25 protein-coding genes and 1 pseudogene are annotated in these 20,898 nt (G+C 38.9%); all 26 read left to right on the forward strand.

Annotated elements, in window-relative coordinates; translation table 11 throughout:
• Window positions 1-456 (forward strand): annotated as a pseudogene (locus ACAN52_RS04880) (methylmalonyl Co-A mutase-associated GTPase MeaB); the annotation flags it as partial.
• 19 nt (window positions 457-475) lie between these two features.
• Window positions 476-883, forward strand: coding sequence for a methylmalonyl-CoA epimerase (mce, locus tag ACAN52_RS04885; RefSeq protein WP_378953104.1), 408 nt, complete (start codon window positions 476-478; stop codon window positions 881-883).
• 239 nt (window positions 884-1,122) lie between these two features.
• Complete coding sequence (locus ACAN52_RS04890; protein ID WP_378953106.1) at window positions 1,123-2,652, forward strand: acyl-CoA carboxylase subunit beta; 1,530 nt, start codon at window positions 1,123-1,125, stop codon at window positions 2,650-2,652.
• Window positions 2,653-2,669: 17 nt separating this feature from the next.
• Window positions 2,670-2,819, forward strand: a complete 150-nt coding sequence (locus tag ACAN52_RS04895) for a hypothetical protein (RefSeq protein ID WP_378953108.1) — start codon at window positions 2,670-2,672, stop codon at window positions 2,817-2,819.
• Window positions 2,820-2,874: 55 nt separating this feature from the next.
• The gene (locus tag ACAN52_RS04900; RefSeq protein WP_378953110.1) at window positions 2,875-3,261 is read left to right on the forward strand and encodes a biotin/lipoyl-containing protein; all 387 of its coding nucleotides are present in this window, start codon (window positions 2,875-2,877) and stop codon (window positions 3,259-3,261) included.
• A 388-nt stretch (window positions 3,262-3,649) separates the two neighbouring features.
• Window positions 3,650-4,066 carry a SoxR reducing system RseC family protein gene (locus ACAN52_RS04905; protein WP_378953112.1) on the forward strand — a complete coding sequence of 139 codons (417 nt, stop codon included), beginning with the start codon at window positions 3,650-3,652 and terminating at the stop codon, window positions 4,064-4,066.
• Between the two features lie 62 nt (window positions 4,067-4,128).
• On the forward strand, window positions 4,129-5,451 hold the full coding sequence (gene rsxC / locus ACAN52_RS04910) for an electron transport complex subunit RsxC (RefSeq protein WP_378953114.1): 1,323 nt from the start codon (window positions 4,129-4,131) through the stop codon (window positions 5,449-5,451).
• Between the two features lie 12 nt (window positions 5,452-5,463).
• A complete protein-coding gene (locus tag ACAN52_RS04915; RefSeq protein ID WP_378953116.1) occupies window positions 5,464-6,447 on the forward strand; it encodes an RnfABCDGE type electron transport complex subunit D in 984 nt (327 codons plus the stop codon).
• A 6-nt stretch (window positions 6,448-6,453) separates the two neighbouring features.
• Window positions 6,454-7,020, forward strand: coding sequence for an RnfABCDGE type electron transport complex subunit G (locus ACAN52_RS04920; RefSeq protein ID WP_378953118.1), 567 nt, complete (start codon window positions 6,454-6,456; stop codon window positions 7,018-7,020).
• A 10-nt stretch (window positions 7,021-7,030) separates the two neighbouring features.
• Window positions 7,031-7,660, forward strand: coding sequence for an electron transport complex subunit RsxE (gene rsxE / locus ACAN52_RS04925; RefSeq protein WP_378953120.1), 630 nt, complete (start codon window positions 7,031-7,033; stop codon window positions 7,658-7,660).
• Window positions 7,660-8,241: an electron transport complex protein RnfA gene (locus tag ACAN52_RS04930; RefSeq protein ID WP_378953122.1), complete on the forward strand. Its 582-nt coding sequence runs from the start codon at window positions 7,660-7,662 to the stop codon at window positions 8,239-8,241. The genes rsxE and ACAN52_RS04930 overlap by 1 nt, the downstream gene beginning before the upstream one ends.
• Before the next feature lie 23 nt (window positions 8,242-8,264).
• Window positions 8,265-9,137 (forward strand): RnfABCDGE type electron transport complex subunit B, encoded by an 873-nt coding sequence (gene rnfB / locus ACAN52_RS04935; RefSeq protein WP_378953124.1) that lies wholly within the window; start codon window positions 8,265-8,267, stop codon window positions 9,135-9,137.
• A 293-nt stretch (window positions 9,138-9,430) separates the two neighbouring features.
• Window positions 9,431-9,934: a Gx transporter family protein gene (locus ACAN52_RS04940; protein ID WP_378953126.1), complete on the forward strand. Its 504-nt coding sequence runs from the start codon at window positions 9,431-9,433 to the stop codon at window positions 9,932-9,934.
• A 31-nt stretch (window positions 9,935-9,965) separates the two neighbouring features.
• Entirely contained in the window at window positions 9,966-10,238 is a 273-nt protein-coding gene (locus ACAN52_RS04945; RefSeq protein WP_378953128.1) for a DUF4321 domain-containing protein, read from the forward strand.
• Window positions 10,239-10,264: 26 nt separating this feature from the next.
• The gene (locus ACAN52_RS04950) at window positions 10,265-10,834 is read left to right on the forward strand and encodes a Maf family protein (protein ID WP_378953130.1); all 570 of its coding nucleotides are present in this window, start codon (window positions 10,265-10,267) and stop codon (window positions 10,832-10,834) included.
• A complete protein-coding gene (gene radC, locus ACAN52_RS04955) occupies window positions 10,831-11,529 on the forward strand; it encodes a DNA repair protein RadC (RefSeq protein ID WP_378953132.1) in 699 nt (232 codons plus the stop codon). Before ACAN52_RS04950 ends, radC begins: the two co-directional genes overlap by 4 nt.
• A gap of 52 nt (window positions 11,530-11,581) precedes the next feature.
• Window positions 11,582-12,616 (forward strand): rod shape-determining protein, encoded by a 1,035-nt coding sequence (locus ACAN52_RS04960; RefSeq protein WP_378953134.1) that lies wholly within the window; start codon window positions 11,582-11,584, stop codon window positions 12,614-12,616.
• A gap of 41 nt (window positions 12,617-12,657) precedes the next feature.
• Entirely contained in the window at window positions 12,658-13,569 is a 912-nt protein-coding gene (gene mreC, locus ACAN52_RS04965) for a rod shape-determining protein MreC (RefSeq protein WP_378953136.1), read from the forward strand.
• Complete coding sequence (mreD, locus tag ACAN52_RS04970) at window positions 13,566-14,051, forward strand: rod shape-determining protein MreD (RefSeq protein ID WP_378953138.1); 486 nt, start codon at window positions 13,566-13,568, stop codon at window positions 14,049-14,051. The genes mreC and mreD overlap by 4 nt, the downstream gene beginning before the upstream one ends.
• A gap of 45 nt (window positions 14,052-14,096) precedes the next feature.
• Window positions 14,097-15,929: a penicillin-binding protein 2 gene (gene mrdA / locus ACAN52_RS04975; RefSeq protein WP_378953140.1), complete on the forward strand. Its 1,833-nt coding sequence runs from the start codon at window positions 14,097-14,099 to the stop codon at window positions 15,927-15,929.
• A 210-nt stretch (window positions 15,930-16,139) separates the two neighbouring features.
• Entirely contained in the window at window positions 16,140-16,751 is a 612-nt protein-coding gene (gene minC / locus ACAN52_RS04980) for a septum site-determining protein MinC (protein WP_378953142.1), read from the forward strand.
• A 10-nt stretch (window positions 16,752-16,761) separates the two neighbouring features.
• Complete coding sequence (gene minD / locus ACAN52_RS04985) at window positions 16,762-17,553, forward strand: septum site-determining protein MinD (RefSeq protein WP_378953144.1); 792 nt, start codon at window positions 16,762-16,764, stop codon at window positions 17,551-17,553.
• A 13-nt stretch (window positions 17,554-17,566) separates the two neighbouring features.
• Window positions 17,567-17,845, forward strand: coding sequence for a cell division topological specificity factor MinE (gene minE, locus ACAN52_RS04990; protein ID WP_378953847.1), 279 nt, complete (start codon window positions 17,567-17,569; stop codon window positions 17,843-17,845).
• 134 nt (window positions 17,846-17,979) lie between these two features.
• The gene (gene rodA, locus ACAN52_RS04995) at window positions 17,980-19,086 is read left to right on the forward strand and encodes a rod shape-determining protein RodA (RefSeq protein WP_378953146.1); all 1,107 of its coding nucleotides are present in this window, start codon (window positions 17,980-17,982) and stop codon (window positions 19,084-19,086) included.
• Window positions 19,087-19,196: 110 nt separating this feature from the next.
• Window positions 19,197-19,937 (forward strand): M23 family metallopeptidase, encoded by a 741-nt coding sequence (locus tag ACAN52_RS05000; protein ID WP_378953148.1) that lies wholly within the window; start codon window positions 19,197-19,199, stop codon window positions 19,935-19,937.
• A 4-nt stretch (window positions 19,938-19,941) separates the two neighbouring features.
• Window positions 19,942-20,817 carry a M50 family metallopeptidase gene (locus tag ACAN52_RS05005; protein ID WP_378953150.1) on the forward strand — a complete coding sequence of 292 codons (876 nt, stop codon included), beginning with the start codon at window positions 19,942-19,944 and terminating at the stop codon, window positions 20,815-20,817.
• Window positions 20,818-20,898: the final 81 nt, after the last annotated feature.

Here is a 20,898-nt window from a genome sequence, read left to right on the forward strand (position 1 = left end):
GTCGTTTTGGTGCCAGGGCTTGGTGATGATATTCAAGCGATTAAAGCAGGTATCTTAGAAATTGGTGATATTTTTGCCATCAATAAAGCTGACCATGACGGTGTTGATCGTTTAAACACTGAACTGGAAATGATGATGGATTTAAACCAACAGAAAACGGCTTGGCGTCCTCCGGTGAAACGGGTTATCGCCAACCGTGGTGAAGGTATTTGTGAGTTAGCTGAATCAATCAGTGCTCATGTGGCTGGGGCCAAAGAATCGGGTGAGTTTGTGAATCGACGCACAGAGCGTACGCGCAGTGAATTACTCGCGATGCTTGATGAACAGATTGGACGCCATGTGCGTAAAAAATTATCCGATGACGGTAAGATGGATGAGCTTGTAATGAGTGTAGAAAGTCGAGAAAAAAATCCTTATGCTGTTGTGAAAGAAATCATGACAAGTGTTTTGCGATAATGAATAACGGAGGTTTACTATGTTTAATACATTAAAAGTCGATCACATCGGTATTGCTGTAAAAGATTTAGAGCAAGCTAAAAAGTTTTATACTGAAGTTCTTGGTATGACCGTTATGGGTGAAGAAACTGTAGAGCAACAAAAAGTAAAAGTATGCTTCATTCCTTGTGGTGATAGTGAAGTTGAATTATTAGAATCCACTTCCCCAGATGGCCCTATTGCTAAATTTATTGAAAAAAATGGCGAAGGCATTCAACATCTTGCATTACGTGTAGACAATATTGAGGCTGCTATTGCTGACCTTAAAGAAAAAGGTGTACGCATGATCGATGAAACTCCACGCTATGGTGCAGGCGGAGCTCAAATCGCATTTGTTCACCCTAAAGCAACAGGTGGCATTTTGCTTGAGTTATCTGAGCGTAAATAATTTTATTTCAATTTGTAAAAATTCAGATGCTAAGTGGATTTGACCAAGAATAAAAGCGTAAGGGAGTATATGTTTTTTAGCGAATTCTCCCTAGTAGTAGTGCGCTCAAGGAAAGGACTTATCTGCAATAAAGTAAACTGATTTTTTGCAACAAATTTATATAATAAATACAATTATAAATATTGCAAACTATATAGACTTCCTATATAGTGATATTTGAATGTTGTTGGAGGTGTAAAATGGCTACAGTTCAAGAAAAAATTGAAGATTTACAAGCGAGACAAGAGAAAATCATGCTAGGTGGCGGTCAAAAACGTATTGACAAACAGCATGCTACTGGCAAGTTAACTGCTCGCGAACGCGTAGAAAAATTGCTTGATGAAAATACCTTTGTTGAATTGGATCAATTTGTGACTCACCGTTGTGTTAATTTTGACATGGGGTCAGTTGAAGCTCCAGGTGAAGGTGTCGTTACTGGTTATGGTACGATTAACGGCCGTTTAGTGTATGTATTTGCCCAAGATTTCACAGTAGTAGGTGGATCTTTAGGAGAAATGCATGCAGCTAAAATCGTTAAAGTACAACAATTGGCCATGAAAATGGGCGCACCAATAATTGGTATCAACGATTCAGGTGGAGCACGTATTCAAGAAGCAGTTGATGCTTTATCTGGATACGGAAAAATATTCTACAATAACACATTAGCATCAGGTGTTATTCCACAAATTTCTGTTATCATGGGACCATGTGCAGGTGGTGCAGTTTATTCCCCAGCTTTAACTGATTTCATCTACATGGTGAAAAAGACAAGTCAAATGTTTATTACTGGCCCACAAGTTATCAAATCAGTAACTGGTGAAGAAGTAACAGCTGAAACACTTGGTGGGGCAATGACTCACAATACAACTTCAGGTGTAGCTCACTTTGTTGCAGAGAATGATGATGATTGCTTAGAGCAAATACGTTACCTCATGAGTTTCTTGCCAAGCAATAATCTTGAAGGGGCTCCAGTAGCTGAGTGTACCGATGATATCAACCGTATGGATGAATCTTTGAATACTCTCTTACCTGATAATCCTAACCAACCATATAATATGAAAGATGTTATTACTTCAATCGCAGATAATGGTGAATTCTATGAAGTACAACCATATTTTGCGCAAAATATGATTACTGGTTTTGCACGTTTCGACGGTCAATCAGTAGGTATTATTGCTAATCAACCATCCGTTATGGCAGGTTGTTTAGATGTTGATGCATCAGACAAATCAGCACGATTTATTCGTTTCTGTGATGCGTTTAACATTCCACTTCTTAACTTGGTTGACGTTCCTGGGTTCTTACCTGGTGTGAGCCAAGAGTATGGTGGTATCATTCGCCATGGTGCAAAAATGTTATATGCTTATTCAGAAGCCACTGTACCAAAAATTACTGTAATTACTCGTAAAGCTTATGGCGGATCTTATTTAGCAATGTGTTCACAAGACTTAGGTGCTGATCAGGTAATGGCTTGGCCAACATCTGAGATCGCAGTTATGGGTCCTGCTGGTGCTGCTAACATTATCTTCCGTGGCGATCCTGAAGTTGCAGCTAAAACTGAACAATATATAGCAGAATTTGCTACTCCATATAAAGCAGCTGAACGTGGTTTCGTTGACCAGGTTATTGAACCTAAACAAACCAGACCTCGTATCATTACTGCATTAAGCATGCTGGCTAGCAAGCGTGAACAAAGACCACAAAAGAAACATGGTAATATTCCGCTATAAGGAAGGTGTGGACTAGTATGAAAATAGATGCAAAAGGTATTAGCTCAGAAGTTGTAGCAGTAATTACTGCAGCCATTTATCAAATGATGGGTGGCACTAGCTTTCAAGCTGTAAAAATCAGACGCGATAGCGATGAATGGACTAACGCTGGTCGCAAAAACGCGTAAAGCGAATTCAATATAATTTATAAAATAATTTATAAAAATTTTGGAGGTTAATGAAATGAAAAAGTTTAATATTAACGTAAATGGTACTGCATATCAGGTTGAAATTGAAGAAGTTAAAGAAGTGAAAGCGGCTGCTCCTGTAGCGAAAGCTGCTCCAGCTGCTGCTCCTGCAGCACCTAAAGCTCCAGCAGCTCCTGCTGCTCCAGCACCTGCTGAAGTTGGCGCTGGTGATACTGCTGTAACTTCCCCAATGCCTGGTAAAATCATTAAAATTGTTGCTGCAGCAGGTCAAGCTGTTAAAAAAGGCGATGTCTTGATGATTCTTGAAGCTATGAAAATGCAAAACGAAATCACTGCTAATGCTGATGGTACTATCAAATCTATCAACGTTGCAGCTGATCAAGGCGTAAAAACAAATGATATTTTAGCAGTCATTAAATAAGCTAAAACTTAAAAAAAAAGTCGTGCAGTGTCTAGAAACTGCACGGCTTTTTTTTGCGCTATCAGAGCGTAATTTTAAACAAAATGAGTAGTGATTTTTATTGGATTGAAGAAATGGCGTAATCCAAGTGGGATAATAAAAAGTCATAATAGACACCACTTCCAGAATTTCAGACAAGAAAGCTTAAAGTTGGCATAGGCCAACTTTTCTGGGATATAAAATAGTTAGTTATCTTATCGAAATCTAAATTGATTGAAATAGTGAAAAAAATAACTGTTTAATAATAACAGTTATTAGGTTGTGACGTGTTGACAGAGTCTATTTAACTAGTGTAAAGTAGCAATGTATAATAATTATTTTACCTAAATGACGATAGAAAGGAGCTTATATGGACAAGCAACAGGAAGGAATCGTTCTTGAAGTGATTGGAGGCAATTTGGCAAAAGTTAAGACCAGTCGCCATAATGACTGCGAGAACTGTGGCGCTTGTCCGGGTAATTCAGCAATGGTTCTTGAGGCTTTAAATGATATTGGAGCTAAACCTGGCCAACGCGTAGCCATTGAAGTACGAGAAATTAATATGTTAAAAGCGGCTTTTATTGTATATATATTACCGCTGATTGCAGTCTTCTTTGGTGCTATAGCAGGGGGGGCAGTTGCTGAGCGATTGGGTAACGCAGTTTTATGGTGGCAGATCACAGGGGGTATGCTGGCTTTAATTTTATCGGTGATCTATATTAAATACTTTGATAATGCCGCCAGAACCGATGTCAAGATGCAACCTATTATTGTGCGCATTCTTTAAGAGTAGTAAGAGAGTAATAAGAGTACGAGAATATTTTGGTTAGTTTCAGAAGGGGTGAAATTATGGCAAAAAGCTTTCGTGGGGGGATACATCCCGACGACCGAAAAAGGTATACTGCAAGCAAACCGATTCAGGTAGCACCTGTGCCTGAAAAAGTCATTATTCCTGTTAGACAACATATTGGTGCTCCATGTTCACCAATCGTTAAGGTTGGGGATCTAGTTAAGAAAGGTCAAGTTATTGCTGAAGCACAAGCTTTCGTTTCCAGTCCGATTCATGCATCTACTTCAGGTAAAGTTGTAGAAGTTGCAGAATATCCACATCCAGTATTTGGTTCGTGTACCGCTGTCGTTATTGAGAGCGATGGACAAGATGAATGGGTAGATGGATTACCGTTAGAAAGAAATTGGAAGACTCTTGAAATTTCAGAAATTAAGGATATTATCCGTCAATCAGGTATGGTTGGCATGGGGGGAGCAACATTTCCAACTCATATAAAAATGGCACCACCGGCCGAAAAACCAATTCATACCTTTATTTTGAATGGTGCTGAATGTGAGCCTTTTCTAACAGCTGATCACCGTGTCATGCTTGAACAGTCAGAAAGAATTGTAACTGGCATGCAAATTGCAATGAAAGTATTAGCTGTCACTAAAGGATACATTGGTATTGAAGAAAATAAACCAGACGCAATTGCTGCCTTGACGAAGGCTTGTAATGGAGTTGATGGTCTTGAGGTTGTCACGTTACAAACTAAATACCCTCAGGGTGCTGAAAAAACATTAATTAGTGTGATCTGCGGTACAGATGTACCAAGCGGTGGTCTGCCCATGGATGTGGGTGTAGTTGTGCAGAATGTGGGTACAGTTGTTGCTATTGCTGATGCAGTAGAAAAAGGTATTCCGTTGATTGAACGTGTAACAACAGTTACTGGTGGTTCAGTGGCAAAACCTCAAAACTTACTGCTCAGAATTGGTACTACCTTTGCTCAGGCTGTTACATTATGTGGTGGTTTTGTGGAAAAACCTGTAAAAGTTATTATGGGCGGACCCATGATGGGAATGGCACAACGGACTCTTGATGTACCTATCATAAAAGGAACTTCAGGGATTCTTGCATTAAGTGAAACTGATGTGAATGTTGGTCCGGAACGTCCTTGTATCCGTTGTGGTCGTTGTGTTGAAGCCTGTCCGATGGGGCTTATTCCAAGCATGCTGAGTGTATTAGCCGAACGTCGTGCATATTCAGTTGCTAAGGAAGAATATGATTTATTGGATTGTGTTGAATGCGGTTCTTGCGTATATGTATGTCCAGCAAAACGCAACATTGTTCATTATGTTAAATTGTCCAAAGCTCAAAATGCAGCAATGGCGGCTAAGAAATAAGGAGGTGGCGGTATGAGCACAGAAGCAAAAATCGAAATAGAAAATTTAATGGTTTCGGCATCACCCCACATCCGGTGTGACGAATCAATTTCAAAAATTATGTGGAGTGTGAATGCAGCGCTTGCGCCTGCAGCACTTTTCTCAATTTATAATTTTGGAATGCCTGCACTTTTTACTATGGTTATTTGTATTGTTGCTGCGATGGCAACAGAATATTTGGTTTTAAAATGGCAAGATAAACCTATGGTTGTTAATGATGGCAGTGCTTTTTTAACAGGATTGCTGCTCGCGATGAATATTCCAGCTACATTGCCGTGGTATATGCCATTGGCGGGGTCAATCTTTGCTATTGCTATTGCAAAACATACTATGGGAGGATTGGGTTTTAATATTTTTAATCCAGCGCTCATTGGTCGTGCCTTTATTTTAGCTTCGTGGCCAATTGCTATGACAACTTGGCCAATTTCAAAAGATATGGTTGGCAAAGTCGATGGTTTAACGTCTGCTACGCCATTAGGTATTCTTAAACAACAAGGGTATCAAAAACTGCTTGAGCATTTTGGTGATCAAGGTGCAATGTATAAATCATTATTTTTAGGTATGCGCTCTGGTAGTATGGGAGAAACTTCCGCTATTCTTTTAATTTTAGGTGGTATCTATCTAATATATAAAGGATATATCAAATGGCAAGTACCTGTTATTATGATTGGTACAGTAGGAGTGTTGACGGCTGCATTTGGCGGAGACCCAATTCTTCATATGATGTCTGGTGGTCTTATCCTAGGCGCTTTTTATATGGCAACCGATATGGTAACCATTCCGATTACGATGAAAGGGCAAATTATCTTTGCTGTAGGGGCTGGTGCGCTGACTGTACTGATCCGCTTACAGGGAGGTTATCCTGAGGGCGTATGTTATGCAATTCTTTTAATGAACTGTGTTACGCCGTTAATCGATCGTTTGGTTAGACCTGTAAAATATGGTGCAAGGAGGTAAGGCATAATGTCACATGATGCACATGAACAAAACGATAGTATTTTTAAAGTCGGTATCAATCTTACCCTTGCTTGTTTACTTGCAAGCGCAGTCATTGCAGGAACCTATGCTTTAACGGCACCGGTAGCGGCGAAGTCTAAGATTGAACTCGATAATAAGGCCCGCAAAGAATTAGTCGCTGATGCTGAGGATTTCAAAGCCATCGACGGTAAAAAGGGTTGGTTTGCTGCTTTGAAAAATGGCAAAGTCATTGCTTATGTTGTACCGACAGAAAGTAAAGGCTATGGTGGAGCTATTGAAATGATAGCAGCCGTATCTACAGAGGGTAAGGTCATCGATTATGCAATTTTAAAGTTTAATGAAACCCCTGGTCTTGGGGATAAAGCTGATAAACCTGAATTTCGTAAGAGATTTGTTGGCAAAGAAGCCCATGATCTAGAAGTAGTAAAAGTTCCTAGTGATAAAAATATTCAAGCATTAACTGGGGCAACGATTACTTCCCGGGCGGTAACCAAAGGAATTAAGGAAGCTGCGGAAGAAGTTACTGCTTTTGTAGCTACCCAGAAGAAGTGAGGTGCTGAATATGAAAAATTTATGGGACATATTTTACAAAGGCTTATTTGATCAAAACCCCATATTCCGCCTTGCCTTGAGTTTGTGTCCGGCATTGGCGGTTACTTCCACTGTTACGAATGCATTGGCGATGGGTTTATCGGTTATGTTTGTTATTACTGCAAACAACGTAGTAGTTTCTATTTTCCGTAAAGTAGTGAATCCGAAAGTACGCGTTCCTGTATACATTACGTCGATTGCCACAATTGTTACAGTTGTTATCTTAACATTGCAAGCTTATTTTCCTCTTTTATATAAATCCTTATACCTTTATTTAAATCTTATCGTTGTATTTGCGATTATCTTGGCTCGGGCAGAGGTATTCGCAGCGAAGAATCCTATTATTCCTTCCTTTTTTGATGGGTTAGGAATGGGTGCTGGTTTCGCTGGAGCTATGGTCTTCATTGCCATCTTCCGTGAAATACTCGGTAACGGTACATTAATGGGCTATCAAGTTATGGGGGCATCATATGATCCAGCATTAATTGCAATTTTGCCACCAGGTGGATTTATTATGATTGGGCTAATGATTGCAAGCTTTAATTTGATTGGCGAATATCAAAAAAAAGCAAAGGCTACTAAGCAAGGGAGTGAGGCATAATGGAGGAATATTTAAAACTATTTGTTGCTTCGGCAATAACAAATAATTTTGTATTGACCCAATTTTTGGGGTTGTGTATTTTTTTCGGTGTATCGAAAAATCTCAACGCATCAATTGGTATGGGAATGGCTGTTACGTCGGTTATGACCCTAAGTTCACTACTTGCTTGGGCTGTATACACTTATATTTTGGTACCACTCGGGTTACAGTCTTTGATGTTAATCTCATTTGTACTGCTGATCGCTAGTTTTGTACAATTATTGGAGATGATTATTAAGAAACATGCCCCAGCGTTATATAATATGTGGGGGATCTATCTTGTTTTGATTGCCACTAACTGTATTGTATTAGCTGTACCAGTTACCAATGCGGAGCTTCATTCTGATTTTTTAACAAGTTTAGTGAGAGCGCTTGGCTCTGGAGCAGGATTTGCTTTGGCTATTATTTTAATGGCTAGCCTGCGTGAAAAACTACAATATGCGGATGTACCAAAATGCCTTGAGGGGCTAGGTATCTCCTTTATTTTGGCAGGAATGTTAGCATTATCGTTCTTTGGTTTTTCGGGAATGATCACACTATAAGAAATGATTGAAGGTGATGAAAAATGAGTATACCAATAGCAATATTGCTGGTATTGACATCTCTAGGGCTATTTTTCGGTTTTTTATTGGCTTATTCCAATAAAAAATTTGGTATTGAGGTCAATCCTCTCATCCATATTGTAGAAGATATCTTGCCCAAAGGGCAATGTGGCGCTTGTGGTTATGCTGGTTGTATGGCATATGCTGAGGCCGTTGTAACGAATGCTGATGTACCGCCTAATTTGTGTACACCAGGTAAAGATGCAGTTGCTAAACTCGTGGCTGAACTTACAGGTAAAGCTGCGGCTCCGATGGAACCACAAATTGCACAAGTGAAGTGTGCTGGTACTCATGCTAAAGCGTCCAAATCCTATGAATACAGCGGTGTTGAAGATTGTACGGCTGCCAATTTACTATTTGGTGGATCAAAGTCTTGTAAATATGGCTGCTTGGGTTTAGGCACATGTGTTAAAAATTGTCCTTTTGACGCTATGGTGATGAGTGTTGATGGTTTACCAATTATTGATCCTGATAAATGTACTGCTTGTAGCAAATGTATCAGTGTTTGTCCAAAACAGATTATCACTCTTATGCCAATTGAGGCAAAGGTAAGAGTAAATTGTAGTTCGAAAGACAAAGGACCTGTAGCGAAAAAAGCATGTACGATTGCTTGTATTGGTTGTTCCCTATGTATGCGTCAATGCCCACATGGAGCTATCAAAATGGAAAATAATCTGGCGATTGTCGATTCAAAAATTTGTGAGACAGTATGTTCAGATGCTTTGTGCCTAAGCAAATGCCCAACAAAAGCTATTCGTCCTTTCGTGACAGGGATTGTTCCTGGTACGGAAAGTAATGAAAGCGTTGTTGCAGCTTGTGCATCTTGTGCAAAATAAAAAAGACTTAGTTGCCTAATCCAAGGATTTAGTCCTCAGAGATTCTAATGATAGAAAATGGGAGTCTTAGAGGAATCTGGTCATTGGATAAAATCAAGATAGTTCTAAAAATGCAGAAGGAATTACCTTCTGCGTTTTTTTAACTATCTTATTTGCATGTTAGGGAATTATGCGGTAAAATAATCTAGACTAACGGACAAGATGGTGGAACCAGATTGATAAAGTCCCTGTACCTGAATTGATGGTTATTTGGAAAATACTATACCGCTAAAAAAGGGGTATTAGCAAGAGTTATGCAAAATACGAGACGCATGGTATTATTAGCATTATTGATCGCTATAGCGAGCGTATTGCATGTGGTAGAATCTTGGCTCCCGTTGCCTTTACCAGTACCTGGTATAAAGTTAGGGTTTGCTAATATTGTGTCCCTGATTGTGATTCGCATGTTTGGTTGGCGTGATGCGATTTATGTAGCGATTGTACGTGTTTTTTTAGCAGCCTTGTTTGGTGGTATATTTCTAGGACCTGCTTTTGCGATGAGTATGAGTGGTGCGATAGGGAGTACAGTTGCCATGGCTTTAGTATATCACTATTGGCATCCTGAGTTCTCTTTAGTGGGTATCAGTATTATTGGTGCACTCGCTCACAATGTAGTACAAATTGCAGTCGCAGCCCTATTAGTATCAAGTGTCAATTTATTATGGTATTTACCGTATCTTATATTATTTGCACTGCCTACAGGTTTAGCTACTGGAATTACGACTATTTATTTTATAGCAAAAGTTCCAAATCGGTAAGTAACTTTTAAAGAAGCAGGGGGTAGAAGTTTTGCGAGGTGTTAAAAGCAAAGGGTATGGTATGTTACTATTGTTTTTGATTACGGGTGCAGTTTTTGGTGGTATTTTAGGGGAATTTATTTCCCGTGCAGATGCTTTGGTTGACTGGGCTCCTTATTTAGTAAAAACCTTCCTTGTTTTAGATGTGCCACCAGTTAGTATCAATTTATATGTTGTAAGAGTGATGTTAGGTTTTGCGTTGCAGCCTAATTTAATCAGTATTTTGGGTATGATCGCAGCCCTTTTATTGTTCAGACGTGTTTGATTTAGATGCTTCGGAGGTGTTTCACTATGGGGATCATTTTGGCGTCAGCATCCCCTAGACGTCAAGAATTATTAAGGCAGGTTGGCTGCAATTTTACCGTTAGAATTAGTGATGTTGTTGAAGATAATCATCAAGACTTATTGCCACAGGAATTGGCTGTTTTTCATGCGAAAGCCAAAGCGGTGGACATATCCTTGAAATCGAGTGTTGATGATGTCATCATTGGCGCTGATACCATTGTGGTATTAGATGGCAAAGTATATGGAAAGCCAATAGATATAGATGATGCGCGATGTATTTTGACTCATTTATCAGGGAAAGAGCATCAAGTCATTACGGGTATTGCTGTTGTCAAGGCGGGTAAAGCTTGGACTGATTTTGTTGTTACGACTGTAAAATTTGGTAATCTTACGAGCGAGACAATTGAAAAATATCTCGCGACAGGTGAACCACTAGACAAAGCAGGAGCTTATGGAATTCAGGGAATTGGTGTACTCTTGGTTGAAGAGATTAAGGGATGTTATAATAATGTTGTAGGGTTACCCCTATATAAATTGTCTGATGTATTAATGAAAGCTGGTGTCCCTTTGTTATGAATGACAGTAAGCCGCTGATGATAAAAGAACTACCTCAAGAAGAGAGACCTCGGGAAAAAATGCTAAAGAAGGGTGCTCAAACCTTAAGTAATGCTGAATTGGTGGCTATTTTACTTCGGACAGGTAGTAAAAATGATTCTGTTTTACGACTGGCCGAACGACTGCTCAAAAAGTATGAAGAGCTGGGCATTGGTGCCCTTGCAAGTCTTGCCCCCCAGGAGCTAAGCAAAATCAACGGAATTGGTCCAGTAAAGGCAGTGACAATTGTTGCTGCACTTGAACTTGGTAAACGTCTTAATGGCTTATCGACAGTTAATAAGCCTGTGATTCGAGCACCCAAAGATGCAGTAGATTTAGTAATGGCAAGACTTCGATATGAAGTACGAGAACATTTTATGATTCTACTGTTATCGACTAAAAACCACGTCTTAGCAACTCCGACTATTTCCATTGGCAGTTTAAATGCGTCAATCGTGCATCCACGAGAATTGTTTCGAGAGGCCATTAATCATTCAGCAGCAGCAGTCATTCTTGTTCATAATCATCCAAGTGGTGATCCAACTCCGAGCCAGGACGATATTGTAATTACTAAAAAAATGATTGAAGCTGGAAAAATTTTAGAAATTCATGTACTCGATCATGTTATCATTGGCGATAATAAGTATGTTAGTCTTAAAGAAAAGGGAATAATATAATATGAAGTGGTATAAGCAATTTTTATTTGCTTAAAGAAAGGGGCTATATTTTATGAAGAATTTATTTGGATCATTTTCCCGAGATATGGGTATAGATCTTGGTACTGCCAATACCTTAGTGCATGTTAAAGGAAAAGGTATTGTACTGAGCGAACCATCTGTTGTGGCTATTCAACGTGACACTGGTGAAGTGTTAGCAGTAGGCGAAGAAGCTAAACAAATGATTGGACGTACACCTGGCAATATTGTAGCCATCAGACCTTTGAAAGATGGTGTTATTGCTGATTTTGATGTGACTCAGGCCATGCTTAAATATTTTATTCGTAAGTCGATTGATACTAAATCATTTATTAGACCACGGGTTATTGTAGGGGTACCTTCAGGAGTCACAGAAGTTGAAAAACGTGCTGTTATTGATGCTACCATCCAAGCTGGTGCGCGAGAAGCTTACCTTATTGAAGAACCTATGGCCGCTGCCATTGGTGCTGGATTACCTGTTCATGAACCAACAGGTAATATGGTTGTTGATATTGGTGGTGGTACGACTGAGGTTGCCGTTATTTCTTTGGGCGGTATTGTGACGAGCCGTTCCATTCGTGTTGGTGGCGATGAAATGGACGAGGCTATTATGCAGTATATTAAACGTACCTATAATTTGATGATTGGTGAACGTACGGCAGAAGAAATAAAAATGACAATTGGAGCAGCTATTGTTCCTAAAATAGAAGAGACTATGGATATTAGAGGTCGCGATTTAGTAAGTGGCTTACCAAAAACCTTAACGATCAAAGCGAGTGAAGTACAGCAAGCTCTTAGTGAACCGATTGCAAGTATTGTTGAAGCTGTAAAAGTGACTTTAGAGAGAACACCTCCAGAACTCGCTTCAGATATTATGGATAGGGGTATTGTTATGACTGGTGGTGGGTCATTGCTCACAGGACTCGACGCCTTATTAATGAAAGAAACAGGTATGCCTGTGCATATTTCTGAAGATGCTTTGTCATGTGTATGTATGGGTACTGGTCGTGCTCTTGATAGTATTGATTTGTTAAAACGTGTATTAATGACAACTAAAAAATTTGGTTAAATAGATTAATTGATTAGATTGCTAGAGAGGAGCTTGAAAAAGTGGGATTATTTCACAAAAAGGCGGTCATCTTATTGGTGGCTGTATTAACCGTCTTTTTGCTGGCCGGTTCACAAGCCCAAGGTAAATATAAAATTACCTTCATGGAAGAAGTTATTACCACCGTTTTGGCACCCATTCAATCTGTCTTTTCTAATGTAGGTTTTCATTTTCGCAAAATTGGTCTGTCTACAGGCGAATTGATGACTGCATATCGTGACAATCAAGCATTAAAGGCAGAAAATGAAGAAATTCGCCAAAATAATCTTAATGTAACTGAAATTATGGCGGAAAATGTTAGGTTGCGATCAATGCTTGATTATAAAAAGGTGGCCAACCAATTTGATTTGGTCACTGCTGCTGTTGTAGCGCGTGATTTAGGAACTTGGAACCATACCATTATTATTAATCGTGGTACGGCTGATGGCATTACCAAAGATATGCCAGTTGTTACACCACAAGGGCTTGTTGGCAGTGTTGTGAATGTATATAATAATGTAGCTAAAGTTCAGCTCATTCTTGATCCGCGCAGTGCAGTAGGAACTTTAGTACAGCGGCCTGAATCAAGAGTTGTTGCTATTGTCGAAGGTAGCAGTGCATCACCGCTGTCGCCACGGATGGTGAATATCGCTCGTGATGCAGATATTATCAAAAGTGACAAGCTCATTACATCTGGATTTGGTGGTATTTATCCTAAAGGGTTATTAATTGGTGAAGTCACTGATATTGTGAATGAAGAAGGCGGCTTATTAAAATATGCTTCGATTAAACCATCAGTAGACTTTGATCGACTTGAAGAGGTTTTTATCATTGTACATTCTCGTGAACCTATACCTGTTTTGCCATCAGCGGCACCAGGGGCAAATACTGTTCCTGGAAAAGTAACGACACCACCCCAAGGAGCCGCACGATGAAGACGATGATTTGGCTGAGTGTGATTATTGTAACGATTATTATACAGTCAACTGTGTTGCCGCTCATCGCGATTCAAGGTATCTATCCTGATATGTTACTTGTTGTTGTTGTATCGTATGCCTTATTGTCTGGTAAAGAAAAAGGTGTAGGGATGGGTTTTTTTGCAGGTCTTCTGCAAGATTTAGCATCTGGGAGTGCTTTTGGTACAAATACCTTATCAAAATTGGCGATTGGCTATTTTTTTGGTTTAGCTGAGCGTAAAGTCTTTAAAGAACATGTGCTACTGCCAGTTGCTACAACGGCAGTGGCAACGATCTTTAATTGTTTTTCTGTTTTTGCAATATTATCGATATTTGGGTATAAAATTGATATCATACCTTCTATAATGAATAATGTATTGCCGATAAGCCTTTATAATTTGATGATTGCTATTCCGGTGCATCATCTTATTTATCGATTGAAAAAATTTACAGTAGAATGAGATGAGTGGAGTTTGTGAAATGTTTGGAGAAGGGAGGTTGTTGTCATGCTGGCTAAAAGATTGAATAACAGACTTGAAGTGCTGTCAATCGTTATCCTATTAGTTTTTGTATCCTTAATTAGTCGATTGGGATATTTGCAGGTTGTACAAGGTAAGTATTATGGTCAGAAGGCGGATGGCAACCGGATTAGACTTGTTCCAACCATGGCACCTAGAGGTATTTTTTTTGATCGCAATGGCATTGCATTGGTTTCGAATTTACCTGGATTTACAGTATCATTATTGCCTGTTAGCGGGGAAATTCCAGACGAGGTTATTGTTAAATTAGCTGATATTTTAAAAATAAATGTTGAAGAAGTAAAGAGTAAGCTTAAGCAAAACAGCGGAAAGTTTGAACCCGTGCGTATCAAAGCTAATATTGGACCTGATATTGTAACCAAAATTGAAGAACGTCGTTCAGAATTACCTGGTGTTGTGATTGAAATCCAACCGATTCGTAGTTATGTTAATAATGAATTAGGTGCTCATTTATTTGGTTATGTAAGTGAAATTAATGATGCCCAATTAGAAAAATCAAAAGCTGATGGGTACAAAACTGGAGATATTGTTGGTAAATTTGGTTTGGAAGAAGTTTATGATCGAGAACTACGTGGAGTTGATGGTGGTGATCAAGTTGAGGTCGATGTCACTGGACGCCCTGTCAATGTTCTTGGCAAAAAGGATACATTACCTGGAAAAAATCTTGTATTGACCATTGATTATCGTCTGCAAAAAGCAGCTGAAGTCGCCATTGATGAACAATTGCAATATTTGCAAACTAAAACTGAATTTCGCAATGCAAAAGCAGCAGCAGCGATTGCTATGAATCCTAAAACTGGTGAAATTCTTGCTATGGTCAGTCGTCCAACTTTTAATCCAAATTTATTCGCTGGTGGAATCTCTAATAAAGATTGGAAAGCGATTAATGATAATCCAAATCACCCTATGGATAACAAGGCTATTTCCGGGGAATATCCGCCTGGTTCAACATTTAAAATTGTAACAGGTACAGCGGCTTTAGAACTTGGCAAAGTGACTGCCGAAGAAAAAATATTAGATACAGGTAAACATTGGATTATTGATAAAGGAAATGCTGAAGGTGAAGCGTTAGGTTGGATTAATTTCAAACAAGCCTTGTCAAAATCTGATAATGTGTATTTTTATGAAATGGGTAATCGCTTAGGTATTGATAATTTAGAGAAATATGCTCGTATGTTTGGCCTCGGAGCGGTGACTGGTATTAACTTGCCTGGAGAATCAGATGGATTAGTTGCTAATAAACGTTATAAAGAAAAAAATTATGGTGAAGATTGGTATTTGTCGGAAACCTTTGATGCTGCAATTGGCCAAGGTTTTCAATTAGCAACACCTCTGCAGATTGCAGTTATGTTGAGTGAAATTGCAAATGGCGGTCATCGCTATCGTCCTTATCTAGTCAGTAAGATTGCTGGGGCGAATGGTGAGGTCGTTAAAACTTTTGCGCCAGAAGAGGTCGGTCAAATTTCAATATCTCCAAGTACATTGACATTAGTGCGTGAATCCTTAAGAGATGTGGCTTTGGAAGGCGGAACTGGTGCTGAAACCTTTCGTGATTTTCCTGTATCAATTGCTGGTAAAACAGGTACAGCTGAGAATTCTCATGGTAGTGATCATGGATGGTTTATTGCTTATGGACCTTATGAAGATCCTCGTATCGTAGTGGTCGTTATCGTTGAACAAGGCGGATTTGGCGCAGGTTCGGCGGCACCTATTGCAAAGAAAATATTAGAAGCCGCGTTTAATATTAACCAAGCGCCTGTTGAAGCAACTAAAAAATATAAACCTAATACTGCATTATAAAAATCTATTTGATGACGAAGTATTCTTGATTAAAAGTAAGTGAGAGTGAAGCTTTTGTTTGCGTCTAAGGATGTGGTACAAGGGGAGTCTTTTGTAAGATATTTTAATTTTAATTAAAATATCTTATTTTTTTGCAGGAAAAACAAGAAAAAGAGCGAAAATTTAAGTTGCAGATACTATGCAATGTATGGTAAAATTTGGGAGATGGACATGCGACAATATGTAATGTTTAAGGGTAGCAGAAATGGATTGCAGTTAGTACTAGATGACTCAGTAGACTTTGCAGTGATCTTAGATCATTTAAAATCAAAGCTAGAGTCAGCCGTTGTTTTTTTTACAGAAGGTACAATCGTTGAAGTGGCAACGAAGGTACGTGTGTTGACTACAGACCAGCAGGAAGAGTTAACTAAGCTACTGGCGATGTATGGTTTAATTTTTCGTGAGACCCCTAGGCAAGATGAAATTGTTGAAAACAGCAATGTAGAAAGTGAAGAATTACAAATATTGACGGTTGCTAAAACGATACGTAGCGGTCAGGAAGTTATATATAATGGATCTGTCGTAATCATTGGCGATGTTAACCCAGGGGCGGAAGTGATCGCAGGCGGAGATATTATTATTCGAGGGACGTGTCGCGGTGTGGTACATGCTGGAGCGTATGGAAATACTGAAGCTACCATCACTGCTAATCGATTGTTAGCTTCACAAATTCGAATTGCAAGTTTGATCGCTAGAGCACCTGATCATTTGGATCAACCTGAATATACAGAAGTAGCACGAATTCAAGATGGTCATGTAATTATTGAAACTGTTGATATATAGGAGGGTGCACATGGGAGACGTCATTGTAATAACATCGGGTAAAGGTGGAGTTGGCAAAACGACAACCACTGCTAATTTAGGTACAGGTTTTGCTCTACTTGGTAAAAAAGTAGTATTAGTTGATGCTGACATTGGATTGCGTAATTTGGATGTAGTGATGGGACTCGAAAATCGCATTGTTTATGATTTAGTTGATGTGGTGGAAGGGAATTGTCGGTTAAAACAGGCTTTAATTCGTGATAAACGTTATGAATCGTTATATTTGTTACCGGCCGCCCAAACTCGAGATAAAAATGCAGTCAATCCAGAACAAATGAAAGTGTTATGTAAAGAACTAGCTCAAGATTTTGATCTTGTCATTATTGATTGTCCAGCTGGTATTGAGCAGGGGTTTAAAAATGCGATTGCTGGTGCTGACCAGGCAGTTATTGTGACAACACCTGAAGTATCAGCAGTTCGCGATGCTGATCGTATTATTGGTCTATTAGAATCCGAAGGGAAACACAATCCTAAGTTAGTGATTAATCGCATTCGACCTAATATGGTGAAAAAAGGCGATATGATGGATATTGATGACATTATTGAGATATTGGCAATTGATTTGTTAGGTATCATACCTGAAGATGAATATATTATTGTTTCAACTAATCGGGGTGAACCTGCAGTAGCAAATCCTATATCCGTTGCGAGTACTGCATATAAAAATATTGTAGGACGTTTACTTGGGGAAAATATTCCCCTCATGAAAATTGAGAATAATGATGGCTTTTTCGATCGATTGAAAAAAGTATTTAATTTCTAAGGAGGGGATGACCGTGTTTGAGTTAATTCAAAGAATGTTTGGCAAGGATTCCGCATGTTCAAAAGATGTGGCTAAAGAACGTCTACGCTTGGTATTGGTCCATGATCGTGTCAATACTTCACCACAGTTCATGGAAGGGCTGAAAGATGACATGATTAAAGTCATTTCCAACTACATGGATATTAATGAAAAAACCATGGAAGTCCATTTTGCGCAAACCGAGACGTCTGTCGCATTGATCGCTAATATTCCTGTTAATCACATGAAGAGAGGCAATATACCAAGAGAATAGAAATGACTGAGGGCATAGTAATTATTACTATGCCTTTTTATACTGGACGGGAAAAAGAAATGCTATTATAATAGATAAAGGGCTGTTTAAGACAGCCCCATTAGATTTTTGGTATGGGGAAGGTAAGTGTAAGTATGTTAAGCCGACGGTTATTGCGGAATTTAGATTTTGTAGCCATTGCGACGGTGAGCTTACTAATTGTGATAAGTTTAATAATGATTGGTAGTGCTACCCATGTTAATACGCCAAGTGATGAGCGATATTGGTATGTTGAACGCCAAGGGATTTTTGCTCTTATTAATATTGTAATTATATTTGTGATGTTAAATTTTGATTATAGAAGCTTAGGGAAAGCTGCTACCACCTTATATGGTGTTAATCTACTGATGCTACTGGCTGTTATGTTTATTGGGCAATCGGCCTTGGGGGCTCAGAGGTGGATACAGATTGGGCCCATCAGTTTGCAGCCATCTGAATTTTCTAAGCTGATTATGATTATTGCATTAGCCGATATGCTTGATAAGAAAAAAGGGCAACTTTATTCTTTTAGAGATTTAATTCCAATTTTTTTGTATGTTGGTATTCCTTTTCTCTTAGTCATGAAGCAACCTGATCTTGGAACTTCGTTGGTATTTTTAGCTATTTTGTTTGGTATGATTTTTGTTGCAGGCATTCGAACTAAACATTTGATGATCATTTTTGGATCTGGACTAGCTTTTTTGCCAATTTTTTGGCATTTTTTGAAGGATTATCAAAAAAAACGATTGACTGTATTTATTGATCCTAATGTTGACCCTCTAGGTTCTGGTTATCATATTATTCAATCTAAAATTGCCATTGGTTCAGGAATGTTATTTGGTAAAGGCTTATTTAGTGGAACTCAGAGTCAGCTGAATTTTCTACCAGAAAACCATACGGATTTTATTTTTGCCGTTATTGGTGAAGAGCTTGGTTTTATTGGTTCAGTATTGATTTTATTGTTATATTTTATTTTGTTGTATCGGGGAATTAAAATCGCTGGATCGGCGCGAGATAATTTTGGAACACTCCTTGCCACAGGAATTACTTCGATGTTAGCCTTTCATTTGTTAGTAAATGTGGGAATGACTGCTGGAATTATGCCAGTAACAGGCATTCCATTACCGTTTATGAGCTATGGTGTAAGTGCCCTAACAACAAATATGGTTAGTATTGGTATATTGCTAAATATCTATATGCGCAGGCAAAAAATAATGTTTTAAAAAAAGAGATGCAAAGAGGCATCTCTTTTCTTACGCTTGTGAGGTGAATATTTCTTCTATGGAATCATATATATTACTTAGTAGTATGTACGGCATGGGAGGGCAAGTGAATGGCAAAAATCGGAAATAATTGGAAAAGTAATAGATGGGGAGAACAGCGACGGGAGGAATACTCTTGGCAGGATACCGAATTTCGTCATGACTATAGTTGGTTAAAAAAAATAGTAGTCGCAGCTGTCATTTTTATTGGCGTATACTGTGCTCATATATCTGAAACAACATTAGGAACAACAATTGATGAAGCCATTCATTATACATTGTCTGCTCAAGTTGATTTAAATGAGGTAGTTGAGCAAGTCGTGAGTCATGTTCCTCCTTCCATCGATCGGTCAGTGCTTAAAAAAGTGCAAATGGTTGTATCCAAACCTGCTGATCCTCTACTTTATATGAGTAAGCCTGTAGCTGGTAAAATCATATCGCCTTTTGGTTGGCGTGTTCATCCGATATCTAAACAAGAAATGATGCATGAAGGAATTGATATTGAGGCTGTACTGGGAACAAATATAAGAGCCGCTGCAGCTGGAAAAGTAAAGGCAGTGACTGAAACTGCCCAGTATGGAAAAATGATCATTCTTGAACATGGTCAGGATGTGGATACTTTATATGGGCATTTAGGAGAAATCATAGTGAACCAAGGTGATACCATTAGCCAAGGTCAGGTTATTGGTAGAGTCGGCAAAAGTGGGATGGTGAGTGGACCGACTCTTTATTTTGAACTGAGGGAAAAGGGCAAAGCAATTGATCCAGAAACTAGGCTTAAAGGAGATTTTCCAACGGTCGAGGGGAAGTGATTTTTTGCAGGTTGGTAAAATTGCCGGTATACAAATCAAGTTGAATGGCTGGTTTATTGCAGTCATTCTTTTATTTACTGTGGCTGATATGTGTAGTAAAGTCTTGTTGGTATTTAGCGCAGTACTTTTGCATGAATTAGCTCATGCTGGAGTGGCATTATTTTTGGGTTGTAAGGTACGAGAGGTTGAATTGTTGCCCTTTGGCGGTGTGGCACGCATTGAAGGACTTGGAGCAGTGAGTTCAAAAACTGAAATGATGATTGCCGCCGCCGGGCCAGCAGCAAGTTTGGTTTTGGCGGTTCTTGCTTATCTAGGTATGATCTATACTGATACATGGGCAGATATATGGGAATTTTATGTTAAGACCAATACGATGTTGGCTCTATTTAATTTGTTGCCAGGATTACCCTTGGATGGCGGACGTATTTTAAGGGCTTGGCTTGCCTTGTATATGGATTATGGAAAAGCAACATTTTTTGTCGCAAGTATTAGTAATTGTTTGAGTCTTATTTTTCTTGGTGTTTTAGTCTATCAATATATGACGCAGAGTACGGTAAATGTGACTTTTTTAATGGCGGCTATATTTTTATATATAACAGCCAAGAGTGAAAGAAAAATAGCTAGCTTTCGGACTTTACGCATCCTTGGACAAAAAAAAGCTCAACTGATAGCCAAAGGGATTATGACGACTACTTATTTTACAGTGATGAACCGTGTCCTGCTTAAGGATGTGATCGGACTCTTTAAGCCTGATCAATATTATATACTATTAGTTGTTGATGCTGAATGTAAGCTATGCGGAACCCTCTCGGAAACAAAAATATGGGAAGAACTTCCTAATAAAGGGCTATATACTAAGGTAGAAGATTTTATCCAATAAGGAAGTTGCTTTAAGAATGCTATTTCTATAAGTAGAAGTCTTGCATTAGATTGGAATGGTATTTTGTCTTCAGATGAATCG

Origin of the sequence: Pelosinus sp. sgz500959 (genome assembly GCF_042610375.1) — a bacterium.
Taxonomy (GTDB): domain Bacteria; phylum Bacillota; class Negativicutes; order DSM-13327; family DSM-13327; genus CTSoil-075.

Bases quoted from the DNA above. Each gene is read 5' to 3' on its own strand.
- ACAN52_RS04940 (WP_378953126.1), top strand. From the start codon at position 9,431: ATGCAAAATACGAGACGCATGGTATTATTAGCATTATTGATCGCTATA.
- minD (WP_378953144.1), top strand. From the start codon at position 16,762: ATGGGAGACGTCATTGTAATAACATCGGGTAAAGGTGGAGTTGGCAAA.
- ACAN52_RS04920 (WP_378953118.1), top strand. From the start codon at position 6,454: ATGTCACATGATGCACATGAACAAAACGATAGTATTTTTAAAGTCGGT.
- mreD (WP_378953138.1), top strand. From the start codon at position 13,566: ATGAAGACGATGATTTGGCTGAGTGTGATTATTGTAACGATTATTATA.
- radC (WP_378953132.1), top strand. From the start codon at position 10,831: ATGAATGACAGTAAGCCGCTGATGATAAAAGAACTACCTCAAGAAGAG.
- ACAN52_RS04895 (WP_378953108.1), top strand. From the start codon at position 2,670: ATGAAAATAGATGCAAAAGGTATTAGCTCAGAAGTTGTAGCAGTAATT.
- rnfB (WP_378953124.1), top strand. From the start codon at position 8,265: ATGAGTATACCAATAGCAATATTGCTGGTATTGACATCTCTAGGGCTA.
- rsxC (WP_378953114.1), top strand. From the start codon at position 4,129: ATGGCAAAAAGCTTTCGTGGGGGGATACATCCCGACGACCGAAAAAGG.
- ACAN52_RS04905 (WP_378953112.1), top strand. From the start codon at position 3,650: ATGGACAAGCAACAGGAAGGAATCGTTCTTGAAGTGATTGGAGGCAAT.
- ACAN52_RS04915 (WP_378953116.1), top strand. From the start codon at position 5,464: ATGAGCACAGAAGCAAAAATCGAAATAGAAAATTTAATGGTTTCGGCA.
- rodA (WP_378953146.1), top strand. From the start codon at position 17,980: ATGTTAAGCCGACGGTTATTGCGGAATTTAGATTTTGTAGCCATTGCG.
- ACAN52_RS04960 (WP_378953134.1), top strand. From the start codon at position 11,582: ATGAAGAATTTATTTGGATCATTTTCCCGAGATATGGGTATAGATCTT.
- ACAN52_RS04890 (WP_378953106.1), top strand. From the start codon at position 1,123: ATGGCTACAGTTCAAGAAAAAATTGAAGATTTACAAGCGAGACAAGAG.
- mrdA (WP_378953140.1), top strand. From the start codon at position 14,097: ATGCTGGCTAAAAGATTGAATAACAGACTTGAAGTGCTGTCAATCGTT.
- minC (WP_378953142.1), top strand. From the start codon at position 16,140: ATGCGACAATATGTAATGTTTAAGGGTAGCAGAAATGGATTGCAGTTA.
- ACAN52_RS04950 (WP_378953130.1), top strand. From the start codon at position 10,265: ATGGGGATCATTTTGGCGTCAGCATCCCCTAGACGTCAAGAATTATTA.
- ACAN52_RS04900 (WP_378953110.1), top strand. From the start codon at position 2,875: ATGAAAAAGTTTAATATTAACGTAAATGGTACTGCATATCAGGTTGAA.
- ACAN52_RS05000 (WP_378953148.1), top strand. From the start codon at position 19,197: ATGGCAAAAATCGGAAATAATTGGAAAAGTAATAGATGGGGAGAACAG.
- mce (WP_378953104.1), top strand. From the start codon at position 476: ATGTTTAATACATTAAAAGTCGATCACATCGGTATTGCTGTAAAAGAT.
- rsxE (WP_378953120.1), top strand. From the start codon at position 7,031: ATGAAAAATTTATGGGACATATTTTACAAAGGCTTATTTGATCAAAAC.
- ACAN52_RS04930 (WP_378953122.1), top strand. From the start codon at position 7,660: ATGGAGGAATATTTAAAACTATTTGTTGCTTCGGCAATAACAAATAAT.